A 15,121-nucleotide genomic window follows, 5' to 3' on the forward strand; every position below is an offset into this window, starting at 1 on the left:
CCGCCGAGGTTCCCGTGTTCCGTTTGCCAAAGCCCGCCAGGAGCGGGCGTTTCTCACTTGCCTTCCCCCTGCTCGCCGCTTCGACCGTGCTGATATCGCCCGCTGCGCTGGCGCAGTCGGGTGAGAAGCCGATCGCGCTCGACGAGATCGTGATTAGCCCGACCGGCGTTCCGACCCCGGCAAGGGAGATCGCGAGCGCCGTCACCGTCGTCACCGCGAAGGAGATCGAGCGCGAGCAGCGCCGCACCTTGCCGCAGGCGCTCGCCGCCGTTCCCGGCCTCAATATCGTCCAGACCGGCGGGCCGGGCGGGCTTACGTCGGTCTTCATGCGCGGCACCAACTCCAACCACGTCAAGGTGCTGATCGACGGTATCGAGGTGAACGATCCCTCGACGCCGAACCGCTCCTTCGACTTCGGCCAGATGCTGACCACTGACATCGAGCGCATCGAGGTGCTGCGCGGCCCGCAGAGCGGTCTCTATGGCGCCAATGCGCTGGGCGGCGTGATCTCGATCACCAGCAAGCGCGGCGAGGGGCCGCCCAAGGTGACCGGCTCGGTCGAAGCCGGCTCCTATGGCGCCTTCAACAAGAGCCTCGGGGTCAGCGGCGGCGACGACCGCTTCGACTACGCCTTCGGCATCAGCCATTTCAGGGCGGATTCGACACCGGTGACACCACCGGAACTGGTTCCCGCCGGCCGGCGGCGCAACCCCAATTCCTATGACAACTGGAGCTATTCCGCCCGCCTCGGCGCCAGGCTGACCGACACGCTGAGCGTCAACTGGGTCGGCCGCTATATCGACGGGCAATTGCTGTTCACCGGCGATTCCGGCTTCCCGAGCCTGCCCAGCAGCTTCCGGTCCAGCCAGAACTATCGCCAGGCCTTCACCCGCGGCGAGATCGTCTGGGACCCGCTGGGCGGGCAGTTCGTCAACCGCTTCGGCGTCTCCTACAGCAACCAGGATCGCTCCAATCGCCGGCCTAACGCCTTCGGCATCCTCGACGTGCCGACCGAGAACCTCGGTGAGCGCATCAAATACGACTGGCGTGGCGACCTGAAGCTCACCCGGAGCCAGACACTGGTGATGGGGCTGCAATACGAGAACGAACGCTTCGACACGCCCAACAAGACCGTCTCGAACGGAAACCGGGGCGCCTTCGTCGAATTGCAGTCGAACTGGACCGACCGCTTCTTCACCACCGCCAATATCCGCTACGATGACGACGACAAGTTCGGCGGCCACACCACCTATCGCATCGCACCGGTCTTCATCGTGCCAGGCACCGACACCAAGCTGAAGGCGAGCTACGGCACCGGCTTCAAGGCGCCGACGCTGAGCGAACGCTTCAGCGATCCCCGCCCGGCCTTCAACTTCTATGGCAACCCGAACCTCAAGCCGGAGGAAAGCCGCGGCTGGGATGTCGGCTTCGAGCAGCCGCTGGTGAACGGGCAGGTGAATGTCGGTGCGACCTACTTCCACAACGACATCGACAACCTGATCCTGACCAACGCCGCGCGCACCTCCTATACGAATATCGGCCGCGCCACGACCAAGGGTGTCGAGGCCTTCGCGGCGCTGGAACTGACGCCGCAGTTCAAGGTCCGCGCCGACTACACCTTCACCCTGGCCAAGGATGAGACCGCGTATCAGGAGCTGCTGCGCCGGCCACGCCACAAGGCCAGCATCACCGCGAGCTGGGTGCCGATCGAGAAGCTGACCTTGTCGGCGACGCTGATCTATGTCGGCGAGCGCATGGATGGGAACCGCGACTTCTCGATCTCCAGGATGCGCGCACCGGGCGCCGCCATCGTCAACCTCGCCGCCGACTACAAGGTCGACGAGAAGCTCACCGTGTTCGGCCGCGTCGATAACCTGTTCGACAAGCGCTACGAGAACCCGGTCGGCTTCCTGGTGCCGGGCCTCAGCGCCTTCGGCGGGATCAGGGTGAGCCTGTGAGGCTGTCGAGCTCCGCCGTCATGCTCGCCCTTGCGGCGAAAGATGACGCGGGTCGTCCGATGAAGAACGCGGGGAACCCTTCTCCCGTGTGGGAGAAGGGCAGGGATGAGGGCCTGCCCTCGCCCCTTGAAGTCGCAGCGGCGCCGTCGCGCGCCAATAATCAGCGGCGGTCCCTCACCCCTATCCCATCCGGGAGAGGGGTTCCCCGCGGATACGCTTGCCGCCATCGCATACTGACGACTCTTCAGCAGACCGTTCTCCGTCTGAGTGCGGCTGTTCTCTGCCTGGTGGCCGCGAACGCCGCCACCCACGCCGACGACATACCCGCGAAGCCGCAGCGCATCGTCTCGCTCAACATGTGCACCGACGAGCTGGTGCTGCGCCTCGCCTCCCCGAAGCACGTCGCGTCGGTGACCTGGCTGTCGCAGAACCCGCGCAACGCCAACATGGCTGCGCGCGCCCTGACGATCCCGGCCAATCACGGGCTGGTCGAGGAGGTGCTGGCGCACAAGCCCGACCTCGTGATCGCCGGCGCCTATACGACTCGTTCGACCGTCGCGCTGCTGAAGCGCGTCGGCGTGACGGTCCGCGAATTCGGCGTGCCGGGGAACCTTGCCGAGATGCGCGCGCAGATCCGCGACATGGCGAACCTGCTCGGCGAGCAACAGAACGGCGAAGCCCTGATCGCGGAGATCGACAAGCGTCTCGCCGCGCTGGCGGATCGCCCTCGCCCGGCGCATCCGCGTGCGATCGTGCTGCGCCCAAACGGCTTCACCACCGGGCGCGGCTCGCTCGTCGACGAGATCCTGACGGCAGCGGGGCTGACCAACCTCGCCGCCGAGCTCGGCATCGACAATTACGGCCAGATCGCGCTCGAGACGGTCGCGCTCGGCAAGGCCGATATCCTGATCCTCAACACTACGCCGGACGGCCCGCCCTCGCTGGCGCACGAGATCCTGCATCACCCTGTTTTTACTCGCCTCGGCGACCGGCTAAAGCTCGTCGCCCTGCCCTCGAAGCTCTGGACCTGCGCCGGCCCGGCCGTGATCGACGCGATCGAACTGCTGCTCGACGCAAGCGCGCCGACGACAGCCGGGAAAAGCCCATGAGCAGCGCTGCCATGCCATCGTCCACATCCGAACGGATGTCCTATTGGCGGCTCGTCGCCCTGCTCGCTGCCGCGACGCTCGTCATGGCGGCGCTGTCTCTCGCCGTCGGCTATGCCCGGCTCGACCTTGTCGCCGCGCTTGGCGACTGGCTCGCCGGCCGGCAGAGCCTGCCCGCGCTCGTGCTCGTCGAACTCCGCCTGCCGCGCGCCATCCTCGGCGCGCTGGTCGGCTTCAGCCTCGGCCTCGCCGGCGCTGCGATGCAGGGGCTGCTGCGCAACCCGCTGGCCGAGCCCGGCATCGTCGGCATCTCCAGCGCCGCCGCCTTCGGCGCCGTCACCGTGTTCTATTCCGGCTTTGCGGGAGCCTTCGCGCTCGCTTTGCCGCTCGGCGGCATCGCCGGGGCGCTGCTCGCGGTCCTCTTGCTCTTTGCCCTCAATGGCCGCGGCGCCGGCACGATGACGCTGATCCTCGCCGGCGTCGCCATCAACAGCTTCGCCGGGGCGATGACCTCGCTCGCCCTCAACCTCGCGCCCAATCCCTATGCCGCGCTGGAGATCGTGTTCTGGCTGATGGGCTCGCTCGCCGATCGCAGCCTGGTCCATGTCTGGCTGGTGCTGCCGCTGATGCTGGTCGGCTGGGCCCTGCTGCTCTCGTCCGCGCCGGCGCTGGACGGCCTCACCCTCGGCGAGGACACCGCGCGCAGCCTCGGCTTCGACCTGACCTGGCTGCGGATGCGATTGATCGGCGGCGCGGCCCTCGCCGTCGGCAGCGCCGTCGCCGTCACCGGCGCGATCGGCTTCGTCGGGCTCGTCGTGCCGCACCTCTTACGCCCGCTAGTCGGCCACAAGCCCGGCCGGCTCCTGCTGGTCAGCGGGTTTGGCGGCGCGATCCTGCTGCTCGCCGCCGACACGGCGCTGCGGCTCATGCCGATCCGGCCCGAACTCAAGCTCGGCGTCGTCACCGCGCTGATCGGCGCGCCCTTCCTGTTCAGCCTGATCCAGCGCCTGCGGCGGGAGGCGTGATGCGTATTGAAGCGAACGGCATCGCGATCGCCTTCGACGGCAAGCCGATCCTCACCGGGATCGATCTTGCGCTACGGCCGGGCGAACTCGTCGGCCTGATCGGCGCCAATGGCGCCGGCAAGACCACCTTGCTGCGCATCCTAGCCGACCTGCTGCCGCCAGCAGCAGGCACGGTCCTTTATGACGGCAAGCCCGCCAGGACGCTGGGACGCCGCGCACTTGCACAGCGCCTCGCCTTCCTTGCCCAGGGCGGCAGCGTGCAATGGCAGATGCGGGCGGAAGCCGTCGTCGCGCTCGGCCGCCTGCCGCATCGTCGCCCCTTCGCCGACCTGACCGAGACCGACCGCGCCGCGATCGACAAAGCTTTCGCCGCGACCGATGCCAGCGCCTTCCGTGAGCGCAGCCTGGGTAGCCTCTCGGGAGGCGAACGCATGCGCGTGCTGCTGGCGCGGGCACTGGCGGTAGAAGCGGAGATGCTGCTCGCCGACGAGCCGCTGGTCGGGCTCGACCCGCGCCATCAGCTCGAGGCGATGGCGCTGTTCAGGCGCATCGCCGCTGCCGGCACCGGCGTCGTCGTCGTGCTGCACGATCTTTCGCTGGCAGGGCGCTTCTGCGACCGGCTCGTCCTGCTCGAAAGCGGGCGCATCCTCGCCGACGGGCCACCCGCCACCGTGCTTGACGATGACAATCTCGCCCGCGCCTTCGGCATCGCGGTCGCGCGCGGCAAGCGTAATGGCGAGGATTTCGTCCAGCCCTGGCGGGCTCTGACCAACGAGGAAGCCAGCCGATGACTGCAGACGACGTGGCCAGCCTGATCCATCAGGAACTCGCCACCCAGACCACGCAGTGGTCTCTCGGCACCTTCGGCGCCATTGCCGAATTCCTGCGCGATCCCGGTGAGCCGGTCGATTTCGGCGACGGGCCGGGCCGGCTCTTCGCCGTCACCGCTCGCGGCGGCATCGGCTTCGACGATCTCTTTGAGGTCAGGCTCGTCGCCTCGGAGACCGCGGTCGGCCAGGGCTGGAGCCATCGCGTCGCGCTCTGCCTGCCGGAGGCCGCCTGCGCGATGAACCGGCGCAGCGTCCTGACCGAGCTCGGGCCCGACGAAGCGGCGCTGCGGCCGCAGGACACCGGCGACATCCTGTTCGACATGGGCCTTGGCACGCTGCAGGTCGACATCTGCATCCGCACCGGCGATCCCGCGCTGATCGCGACCTTTCGCTCCGCTGCCGGCAGGAGCCTGTTCGAGGCCGGCAATCCGGCGATGGGCGCGATCGTCGCCAAGGGGCCACATCGCGTCTTCATCGCGCGCCCAGGCCGCTGCGAGGTCTACCAGCCGATCCCGCCGGCCGACGGCAAGAGCCCGGAAGGGCCGCACACCCATGTCCTGCCGCAATTGCTGCGCAGCGGCCGCACCCATGCGGCGACCGAGCCGGTTCCGGAGGGCTGGGTCCCCTTTGCCCATCTCGTCCCGGCCCATCCGCTGAAGGATGCGATGGGCCGGCCGCGGCCCTGGGACGACGCGGCACATAAGCGTTTCCAGGCGCTCCTCGCCGCGACCGGCGACCCGGAGCTGACGGCGCTGAAGCAACAGGTTGTGACGGCGATCCGCTCCGGCTCCGACGCCGCGAGCTTCCGCGAGCCGGCAAACAAATTCGCCCGTCACACCTTGCGTGTCAGCTTGCGGCAGTTGCGGGCCGGCCCGCCGCTGCCCGGCCTGTCGCGCTGGCTCGAAGCCTTCGACAAGCAGGAGCCAGCGAGCGAAGACGGCGCCGATGCCTACGGCCATGGCTGACGACAGGCCGGAGCCCGGATCACGTCCCGGCGCCGGGCCACGATGCCTTTACACCGGCTCGAAACTACGGGGAGATAGCGTCCTCCTTCGGATGGGCCTTGAATATGACGTTGCGACTGAGCCGTTTCAGCACCCTCACCCTCTGCATCCTCGTCGCGCTCGCGGCCATCCCGCTGGCCTTCAGCCATCCCTGGCTCTGGCTGCCCGGCCTGCTGGCCCTGGCACTGGCGCTGATCGGTCTCTGGGACCTCTCCCAGACCGAGCACGCGATCCGGCGCAACTACCCGGTGATCGGCCATATCCGCTGGTTCGCCGAGCTGGTCCGGCCAGAGCTGCGCCAGTACCTGTTCGAGGCTGACGAGGAGGCGGCGCCGTTCTCGCGGTCGCAGCGCTCGCTGGTCTATCGCCGCGCCAAGAACCTCGCCGGCGATCACCCGTTCGGCACGCTGCTCGACGTCTATCGCGAAGGCTACGAGTTCATCGGCCATTCGACCCGGCCGGCGCCGGTCTCCGATCCCGAGAGCTTTCGCATCACCATCGGCAACGACCAGTGCCGGCAGCCCTATTCGGCGTCCGTCTTCAACATCTCGGCGATGAGCTTCGGCTCGCTCTCGGCCAATGCCATCCGGGCGCTGAACACCGGCGCTCGCCTCGGCCGCTTCAGCCATGACACCGGCGAGGGCAGCATCAGCCCCTATCACCGCGAGGGCGGTGGCGACATCGTCTGGGAACTCGGCAGCGGCTATTTCGGCTGCCGCGACGACAAGGGCCGCTTCGATCCCGAGCGCTTCGCAAGACAGGCCGTCGATCCTCAGGTCAAGATGATCGAGATCAAGCTGAGCCAGGGCGCCAAGCCCGGCCATGGCGGCATCCTGCCGGCGCCGAAGGTGACCCCCGAGATCGCGGCGACGCGCGGTGTCCCGGTCGGACAGGACTGCGTATCGCCAGCGAGCCACAGCGCCTTCTCGACCCCGCTGGAGATGATGGCCTTCATCGCACAGCTGCGTGAACTCTCCGGCGGCAAGCCGGTCGGCTTCAAGCTCTGCCTGGGCCATCCCTGGGAGTTCATGGGGCTCGTCAAGGCGATGCTGGAGAGCGGGGTCGTGCCCGATTTCATCGTCGTCGACGGTGCCGAGGGCGGCACCGGCGCCGCCCCGGTCGAGTTCAGCGACCATATCGGCCTGCCGATGCGCGAGGGCCTGCTCTTCGTCCACAATGTGCTGGTCGGGGCCGGCCTGCGCGACAAGGTCAAGATCGGCGTCGCCGGGCGCATCGTCAGCGCCTTCGATATCGCCAGCGTCCTCGCCATCGGCGCCGACTGGGCCAATGCGGCGCGCGGCTTCATGTTCGCGCTCGGCTGCGTCCAGTCGCTGTCCTGCAACACCAACCGCTGCCCGACCGGCGTCGCGACGCAGGATGCGGTACGCCAGCGGGCTCTCGTCGTGCCGGATAAAGCGCAGCGCGTCCACCGCTTCCACGCCAACACGCTGCACGCGCTGGCCGACATGCTGGCAGCGGCCGGCCTGACCCATCCCGAGGAACTCGGTCCCCACCATCTCGTACGCCGCGTCAGCGCCACCGAGATCCGCCTGTTCTCCGACCTGCACGTCTTCCTGCAGCCAGGCGAATTGCTGACCGGGCTGTGCGAGCACGCCTTCTATCGCCGCAACTGGGATCTCGCCCGCGCCGACAGCTTCGACAGGGTGTCGTGAGCACCTTCGCATCGTCGCAAGGCAGGCATTCCGAACGCGTCCGCCGGTTGTAACAAGACCGTAGCGCTCCTGACAGAAAACGCACAGTATCGACGCGGGATAGGTTTGCGCCCGGTGCTGACAACAGTGGCGGAGCGAGACGGCGAAGAGGAGTGGCCGATGTCTGAGCGTTCCCGGATGGCACGCACGAAGCGGATCTCTTCGACCTTGCCTCTCTCCGTCATGGCGCTTGCGGCCGCCTTCGGGCTTGGAACGGGCGCCCTCGCCCAGCAGCCCGCACCCACCGCCGTCCCTGTCGGCACCGTCATGGCCGAGAAGCGCGCCATCACCCAGACCGCCGATTTCGTCGGGCGGATCGAGGCGGTCAACCGCGTCGACATCCGTGCCCGCGTCATCGGCTATCTCGAAGAGGTCCTGTTCAAGGACGGCGCGACCGTCGCCGAGGGGGCTCCGCTCTTCCGCATCGAGCGCGCGCCGTTCGAAGCGGCGGTCGAGCAGGCGCAAGGCGCGCTCGAGAAGGCCCAGGGCGCGCTCCAGAACGCCACCGTGCAGCGCCAGCGCGCCGAGGAGCTGCTGCGTACCAATGCCGGCTCGGTGGCCATCCGCGACCAGCGCGTCGCCGAGGAAAAGGGCGCGCAGGGGGACCTGACCGTCGCCGAAGCCAATCTGAAGTCCGCCCAGATCAATCTCGGCTACACCGAGATCAAGGCGCCGATCGCCGGTCGCATCGGCCGCACCAAGGTGACCAAGGGCAATGTCGTCGGACCCGACAGCGGCGTGCTGGCCCAGATCGTCAGCGACGACCCGATGTACGTCACCTTCCCGGTCAGCCAGCGCGAATTCCTGGCGCTGAAGACGAACCGCCTGCCGGCGGACGGCTCCGCCCCGCTCGTCAGCCTGAAGTTCTCGGACGGCTCGACCTACGACCAGCAGGGCCGGGTCGATTTTGTCGATGTCTCCGTCGAGCGCTCCACCGATACCGTGCTGGTCCGCGCCACTCTGCCTAATCCGGGGGGCAAGCTCCTTGACGGCACGCTCGTTCGCGTCGGCGTCCAGGCGCCTCAAAGCGAGGAGAAGGTGCTGGTGCCGCAATCGGCGCTGATCGCCGACCAGCAGGGCTCCTACGTCTTCGCCGTCGAGGACGGCAAGGCGGTGGTGAAGCGGGTCAAGGTCGGGGCCGAGGCCGGCTCCTATATCGCGATCGACCAGGGCCTTTCCGGCAACGAGCAGATCGTCATCCAGGGCCTGCAGAACCTCCGGCCCGGTGTGCCGGTGCTGGCCTCGCCGGTGACCCTGACGACCGGCCGGAGCTGACCTCATGCTGAGCTCCGTCTTCGTCGACCGGCCCCGGCTGGCGATCGTCATCGCGCTCGTCACCACGATCGCGGGCCTGATCTCCCTGTTCGCGATTCCCGTCGCGCAGTATCCCGACATCGTGCCGCCGCAGATCTCGGTGCGGGCGTCCTATCCCGGCGCTTCGGCCGCGGTGGTCGAGCAGACCGTCGCCCAGCCGATCGAGGCCCAGATCGTCGGCACCGACAAGATGCTCTACATGAAGAGCGTCAGCGGCAATGACGGCAGCTACTCGCTGCAGGTCTCCTTCGAGCTCGGCACCAACCCCGACATCAACAACGTCAACGTCAACAACCGCGTCCAGCTCGCTCTGTCGAAGCTGCCGCAGGAGGTCCAGCGCAGCGGCGTCGTCGTCAAGAAGCAGTCCTCGGCGCTGCTCGGCGTCATCGCCGTCTATGCGCCGAAGGGCAATTACGACACGCTCTTTGTCTCGAACTACGTCACCATCAACCTGCTCGACGCGATCAAGTCCACGGCCGGCGTCGGCGACGCATCGCTCTTCGGCGCACAGGACTACGCCATCCGCGCCTGGGTCCGCACCGACGCCCTGACCGGCCTCAACATCACCACCGGCGACATCATCGCCGCCATCCAGGGCCAGAACGCGCAGGCCGCGGTCGGTCGCATCGGCGCCCGCCCGATCTCCGACGACCAGCAGCTCCAGCTCAATATCCAGACCAAGGGCCGCCTGACCTCGCCGGAGGAGTTCGGCAAGATCGTGCTGCGCACCAATGCCGACGGCTCGGTGCTGCGGCTCTCGGACGTGGCGCGCCTCGAGCTAGGCGCCGCCAATCTCGACCGCGACACCCGCCTGAACGGCGGTCCGGCTGTGCTGATCGGCGTCTACCAGGCGCCCGGCGCCAACGCCCTCACCGCCCTCGAATCGGTCAAGAAGACGATCGGCGATCTTGAGAAATCCTTCCCGGACGGCCTCGCCTGGAAGGTCACCTACGACCCAACCGCCTTCGTCACCGCCACGATCCACGAGGTCCAGAAGACGCTGATCGAGGCCTTCGTCCTCGTCGTGCTCGTCGTCTACATCTTCCTCGGCAATCTCAGGGCGACGCTGATCCCGACCATCGCCGTGCCGGTGAGCCTGGTCGGCGCCTTCATCGTCCTCAACGCCATCGGCTATTCCGCCAACACCGTCTCGCTGCTCGCGGTCGTCCTCGCCATCGGCATCGTCGTCGACGACGCGATCGTCGTGATCGAGAACGTCGAGCGCGTGATGGAGGAGCATCCGGAGCTCTCGCCGGCCGAGGCGACCAAGCGCGCCATGGGCGAGATCGTCGCCCCGATCGTCGCGATCACGCTGGTGCTGCTCTCGGTCTTCGTGCCGGTCGCCTTCATTCCCGGCATTTCCGGCGAGCTCTTCCGCCAGTTCGCCGTCACCGTCGCGGTCGCGATGGTGCTCTCGGCGATCAACGCGCTGACCCTGTCGCCAGCACTCTGCGCCATCCTGCTGAAGCCGCATCACGGGCCGCGGCGCGGGCCGATCGGCTACATCATGCGCGGCATCGACTGGACGCGCGACCGCTACGGCGACGGCGTGGCGCGTCTCGTGCGCATTTCGGCGATCAGCCTTGCGCTGACCGCGGCCTTCGGGGCCGGCATCTACGCCATGGGCCGGGTCACGCCGACCGGCTTCCTGCCGGAAGACGACCAGGGCGCCTTCTTCGTCGTCGCGCAATTGCCCGACGGCGCCTCGATCGGCCGCACCTCGACGCTCGCCGCCGAGGTCGAGGGCATCCTCAAGACCGAGAGGGCGATCGCCGATTATTCCACGATCATCGGCCTCAACTTCATCGACAATTACTCCCAGCCCAATGCCGGCTTCTTCGTCGTGACCCTGAAGCCGTTCGACCAGCGCACCAGCCCGGAGGATTCGGCCTCGGCCGTCATCGCCCGGCTTGCCCAGAAGTTCCGCAGCGTGCGCGACGGCAATGTCGTCCCGGTCGCGCCGCCGCCGATCATCGGTCTCGGCAGCGGCGGCGGCTTCAGCTACGTGCTGATGGACATGGGCTCCTCCGACGCCAAGGCGCTCGGCCAGGCGCTGCGCGGCCTGACGGTGGCCGCCAACCAGGACCCGCAATTGCGGCGGGTGTTCTCGACCTTCTCGGATTCGGCCCCGTCGATCTATCTCGATATCGACCGCGACAAGGTCCAGATCCTCGGCGTCGCCCTGAGCGACGTCTTCCAGGCGCTGCAGGCCTCGCTCGGCGGCTACTACGTCAACGACATGAACCTGTTCGGCCGCACCTGGCAGGTCCAGGTCCAGGCCGAGGGCACCGACCGCGCCTCGGTCAACGACATCTACCGCATCAATGTCCGCAGCAAGTCCGGCGACATGGTGCCGCTGCGCTCCTTCGTCGAGGCCAGGGTCGTGGTCGGCCCGCAGGCGCTGATCCGCTACAACAACCGCCTGGCGGTGACGCTGCAGGGCTCGCCCGCCCCGGGCGTCTCCTCCGGCCAGGCGCTGAAGGCGATGGAGGCGGTCGCGGCCAAGACCCTGTCGCCGGGCTATCGCGGCGAATGGACCGACGTCTCCTTCCAGGAGAAACGGGCCGAGGGGCAAACGGGGATCATCCTCGCCTTCGCGCTGCTCTTTGCCTATCTCTTCCTGGTCGCGCTCTACGAGAGCTGGACGATCCCCGTGCCGGTGCTGCTCTCGGTCGCGGTCGGTGTCCTCGGCGCCTTCATCGCAATCGTCCTGGCGAAGCTGACGCTCGATCTCTACGCCCAGATCGGCATCGTCGTGCTCATCGGCCTCGCCGCCAAGAACGGCATCCTGATCGTCGAGTTCGCCAAGGAGCTGCGCGAGAAGGGCCACCCGCTGCTGCACGCGGCGACCGAAGGCGCGCGCCTGCGCTTCCGCCCGGTGATGATGACCTCCTTCGCCTTCATCCTCGGCCTGCTGCCGCTGGTGATCGCGGAAGGGCCGTCGAAGCTCGCCCGGCGCGACGTCGGCACGCCCGTCTTCGGCGGCATGCTCGCGGCATCCTTCATCGGCATCTTCGTGATTCCGGCGCTCTATGTGGTCTTCCAAGGGCTGCGCGAGCGCCTGCGGCCCTCGACGCGCCCGAAGGAGGAGCAGGCCTGAGGCGGATCCGCGCGCCGACGGGCGGTCACGCCGGCCCGTCGATGACGATGCAATCCTGTCCTGCGGCCGCCATCGCCTTCAGCTGCGCCAGCGCGATCGCAAGCAGCTCGGGACGGCTGCCGAAGCGGAACTGGACGAGACGCGGCAGTTGTAGCAGCCGCGCGCCTTCCTCGCTCAGCGCGAGCTCGACATGGTCGAGACGCGCCGCCAGCCGGATCACCTCGCGGCCATCGCAGGCCAGATCCTGATCGGTGCGTTCGAGGTAGAGCAGGTCTTCGACCTGCGGCGGCTGATGGCTGCCGCGCTGCCGGCCACATGCGATATGCAGAATGTCCAGCGGATCGCCCGCCGACGCGAACCCCAGAGAGAGCACGAGGAGGTCGCCGTTCTCGGTGAACACCTCCTCGATCTCGAAGCCGTCCACTCCGTTCTCCAAATCGGCGGATCTCCCGTGCTGTCACCCGATATGTGGGAGCCTGGTGCGGGACCGATCCTGCAGCGTGAACCCGCATCATCGCAAATTCCCGCATTGCCGAAGCAGCGGGGATCGGCTATCCAGCCTGCACGGTTTGCGCCCGTAGCTCAGCTGGATAGAGCGTTGCCCTCCGAAGGCAAAGGTCACACGTTCGAATCGTGTCGGGCGCGCCATTTCAAACTCCTTCCTCAATCACCGTCTCCTTGCTGCGCCGGCTCTCGCCCAGCGGGCCGGGCAAGAGTATAGTGCAAGTCGATGACGTTCAGCGGGCGCGGAGCGCAATCTCGCTGATCGAGCTCCCGGCTTCATCGATCGGCCCGGTCCAGCGCGAGGCGGGCAGCCGGCATCTGGTCACGGCCGGAAGCGGCAGGTAGACCACGTCGGATGGTCCGTTTCCTTCACAGCGCCGACCTGCATCTCGGCAAGCCGTTCGGTTCGATGCCGGACGAGCTGCGCGGGCGGCTGCGCGAGGCCCGCCACACCGTGCTCGACCGGCTGGCTGCCCAGGCTCGCACTGCAGCGGCGGAGACGATTCTGCTGGCCGGCGACGTGTTCGACACGGAAACGCCGAGCCCGGCCGTGCTTCGCCAGGCGCTGGCCGCCATGGCAGGGCATGACGGCGTTCGCTGGATCCTGCTGCCCGGCAATCATGATTCGCTCGCCGCGGAAGCACTCTGGGCCGGCCTGGCGACATCGCGGCCCGCCAACGTCGTCCTCGCGACCGAGCCGGCCCCTCTCCGGCTCGCCGACGACGTCGTCCTCCTGCCGGCGCCCTGCACGACGCGCCGGCCGGGTCGCGACCTCACCGAATGGCTGGACGGGGCAGCGACCCCGCCGGGCACGATCAGGATCGGGTTCGCCCACGGCGCCGTGCAGAGCTTTTCGGAAGATGGCGGCGCCGGCGACGTCATCGCTCCCGACCGGGCGACCCGCGCCGGTCTCGACTATCTCGCCCTCGGCGATTGGCACGGCCAGATGCGGATCGGACCGCGCACCTGGTACAGCGGCGCGCCGGAGCCGGACCGGTTCAAGCACGACGCCTCGGGCCGTGCCCTGCTGGTCACGATTCCAGCGGCGGGAACCGAGCCTGTGGTCGAGCCCATCGAGACCGGATCGTTCGACTGGCGCACGCTCGTGCTCGACTGCCTGGCGGGCGACGAGCCCGGCGCGCATCTGGCGGCGCTGCTGCCGGCGGGTCCTGCGCGGCGCCAGACACTCCTTCGCATCCTCGCGACCGGCCGGACGCGACCGCCGGCTCGGGCTCGGCTGGAAGCCGATATCAAGGCGATTGCGCCCGAATTCGCCCTGCTGCAGCTGGAGGCGCAGGAGCTGGTCACGGAATGCGAGAGCGAGGATCTCGACCGGATCGACCATGCCGGCGCCTTGCGGCACGCGGCCGACATGCTGCTCGCAGAGAGCCGGGACGACGGCCGCTCCTCCGGTGAGCGCGAGGTGGCGCGCGAGGCGCTGATGCGCCTGTTCTCCTATTGCGCGACGGCGTCCTGATGAAGCTGACCGCCCTGCGCCTGCACAATGTGCGCCGCTTCGCCGGCACCGGCGTGCGCATCGAGAACATCGGCGACGGCATCAACGTGCTCTGCGCGGCCAACGAACACGGCAAGTCGACCTGCTTCGACGCTTTGCACGCGCTGTTCTTCCAGCCGCATACCGGCACGCCGGGCTCTGTCCAGGCGCTGCGGCCCTATAGCGGCGGCAACCCGCTGGTCGAGGCGGACCTCACCACCGCCGACGGCGCCTTCCGGCTGACGAAGCAGTTCTATGGGGGCCGCCGCGCCCAGGTCCGCGAGCGCGACAGCGGCCGCCTGATCGCGCAGGCGGACGAAGCCGAGCGCTTCATCTCCGCACTGGTGAAGGGCGGCATCAGCGGGCCGGCCGGCCTGCTCTGGGTCCGCCAGGGCGTGACCGGCATCGAGCGGCGCGCCAAGGCCGAGGACGAGACGGAGAGGCGCGCACGGGAAACCGTGCTGACCTCGGTCCAGGGCGAGGTCGAGGCGCTGACCGGCGGGCGGCGCATGACCGAAGCCCTCGCCGCCTGCGAGGAAGAGCTGCTGCGGCTGGTGACCGCGACCGGCAGGCCCAAGACAGGCGGTCCCTACGCCAGCGCCATCGACGAGAGCGAGCAATTGGCGGAACAGGAGCGCCGCCTTGGCGCCGAGGTCGCCGATCTGCGCGCGGCCCTCGACCGGCGCCGCACGATCCGGGTGCGGCTCGCCGAGATCGACACGCCCGAGATGGCGCGGGAACGCCAGGCTGCGCTCGCGGAGGCCGAGGCGGAGCTGTCCGCCGCCAAGGCCCAGGCTGAATCGCTGAAGGCGGCTGAAAGCAAGGCCGCCCTGGCGCTGAACCGGCGCGTCTCTGCCGAACAGGCCCTGAGCGGCTTTCGGCAGGCGCTCGCCCGCTTTGCCAGCCTTCGCGAAGCCGAAGCCGGCGCCGCGCAGGAGCGTGACGCCGCCCGCGCCCGCCATCAGGGTGCCGCCGGCGTCGTGCGCGAGGCGGCGACTGCGGTCGAGAGCGCCGAACGCGAGGAGCGCGAGCAGCGCGACCTGCTCGCCCGCCTGGAGCGGGCCTTGCGCGCG

General features: G+C 68.6%; 11 protein-coding genes and 1 tRNA gene. 11 read left to right on the plus strand and 1 reads right to left on the minus strand.

All coding sequences use genetic code 11. The features are described 5' to 3' along the window. Window positions 1–14 precede the first annotated feature (14 nt). The 8 genes from CXY91_RS13325 (at window position 15) to CXY91_RS13360 (ending at window position 12,049) form a co-directional block, all read left to right on the plus strand. Window positions 15–1,958, plus strand: coding sequence for a TonB-dependent receptor plug domain-containing protein (locus CXY91_RS13325; RefSeq protein ID WP_248307462.1), 1,944 nt, complete (start codon window positions 15–17; stop codon window positions 1,956–1,958). 287 nt (window positions 1,959–2,245) lie between these two features. Then, window positions 2,246–3,067: an ABC transporter substrate-binding protein gene (locus CXY91_RS13330; protein WP_158673397.1), complete on the plus strand. Its 822-nt coding sequence runs from the start codon at window positions 2,246–2,248 to the stop codon at window positions 3,065–3,067. Next, window positions 3,064–4,089: an iron ABC transporter permease gene (locus CXY91_RS13335; RefSeq protein ID WP_100961866.1), complete on the plus strand. Its 1,026-nt coding sequence runs from the start codon at window positions 3,064–3,066 to the stop codon at window positions 4,087–4,089. Before CXY91_RS13330 ends, CXY91_RS13335 begins: the two co-directional genes overlap by 4 nt. Continuing rightward, window positions 4,089–4,880: an ABC transporter ATP-binding protein gene (locus CXY91_RS13340; RefSeq protein ID WP_100961867.1), complete on the plus strand. Its 792-nt coding sequence runs from the start codon at window positions 4,089–4,091 to the stop codon at window positions 4,878–4,880. Before CXY91_RS13335 ends, CXY91_RS13340 begins: the two co-directional genes overlap by 1 nt. Then, window positions 4,877–5,884: a DUF6925 family protein gene (locus tag CXY91_RS13345; RefSeq protein WP_100961868.1), complete on the plus strand. Its 1,008-nt coding sequence runs from the start codon at window positions 4,877–4,879 to the stop codon at window positions 5,882–5,884. Before CXY91_RS13340 ends, CXY91_RS13345 begins: the two co-directional genes overlap by 4 nt. A 104-nt stretch (window positions 5,885–5,988) precedes the next feature. Beyond that, the gene (locus CXY91_RS13350) at window positions 5,989–7,596 is read left to right on the plus strand and encodes an FMN-binding glutamate synthase family protein (RefSeq protein WP_199777423.1); all 1,608 of its coding nucleotides are present in this window, start codon (window positions 5,989–5,991) and stop codon (window positions 7,594–7,596) included. A gap of 159 nt (window positions 7,597–7,755) precedes the next feature. Beyond that, window positions 7,756–8,910 carry an efflux RND transporter periplasmic adaptor subunit gene (locus tag CXY91_RS13355; RefSeq protein WP_248307463.1) on the plus strand — a complete coding sequence of 385 codons (1,155 nt, stop codon included), beginning with the start codon at window positions 7,756–7,758 and terminating at the stop codon, window positions 8,908–8,910. Window positions 8,911–8,914: 4 nt separating this feature from the next. Next, entirely contained in the window at window positions 8,915–12,049 is a 3,135-nt protein-coding gene (locus CXY91_RS13360; RefSeq protein WP_100961870.1) for an efflux RND transporter permease subunit, read from the plus strand. A 25-nt stretch (window positions 12,050–12,074) separates the two neighbouring features. Here CXY91_RS13360 and CXY91_RS13365 read toward each other — a convergent pair whose 3' ends face one another. After that, window positions 12,075–12,473: a hypothetical protein gene (locus CXY91_RS13365; RefSeq protein ID WP_100961871.1), complete on the minus strand. Its 399-nt coding sequence runs from the start codon at window positions 12,471–12,473 to the stop codon at window positions 12,075–12,077. A gap of 147 nt (window positions 12,474–12,620) precedes the next feature. Between CXY91_RS13365 and CXY91_RS13370 the strand changes: the two genes are divergently transcribed. The 3 genes from CXY91_RS13370 to CXY91_RS13380 all read left to right on the plus strand — a co-directional run. Further along, window positions 12,621–12,697: transfer RNA gene (locus CXY91_RS13370), tRNA-Arg, on the plus strand. 211 nt (window positions 12,698–12,908) lie between these two features. After that, window positions 12,909–14,030, plus strand: a complete 1,122-nt coding sequence (locus CXY91_RS13375) for a metallophosphoesterase family protein (RefSeq protein ID WP_100961872.1) — start codon at window positions 12,909–12,911, stop codon at window positions 14,028–14,030. Further along, window positions 14,030–15,121: ATP-binding protein (locus tag CXY91_RS13380; RefSeq protein ID WP_158673398.1), on the plus strand; the 1,092-nt coding region annotated here is incomplete at its 3' end. The genes CXY91_RS13375 and CXY91_RS13380, both read left to right, overlap by 1 nt.

This window comes from Allobosea sp. FBZP-16, from assembly GCF_002831785.1.
Classification (GTDB): domain Bacteria; phylum Pseudomonadota; class Alphaproteobacteria; order Rhizobiales; family Beijerinckiaceae; genus Allobosea; species Allobosea lupini.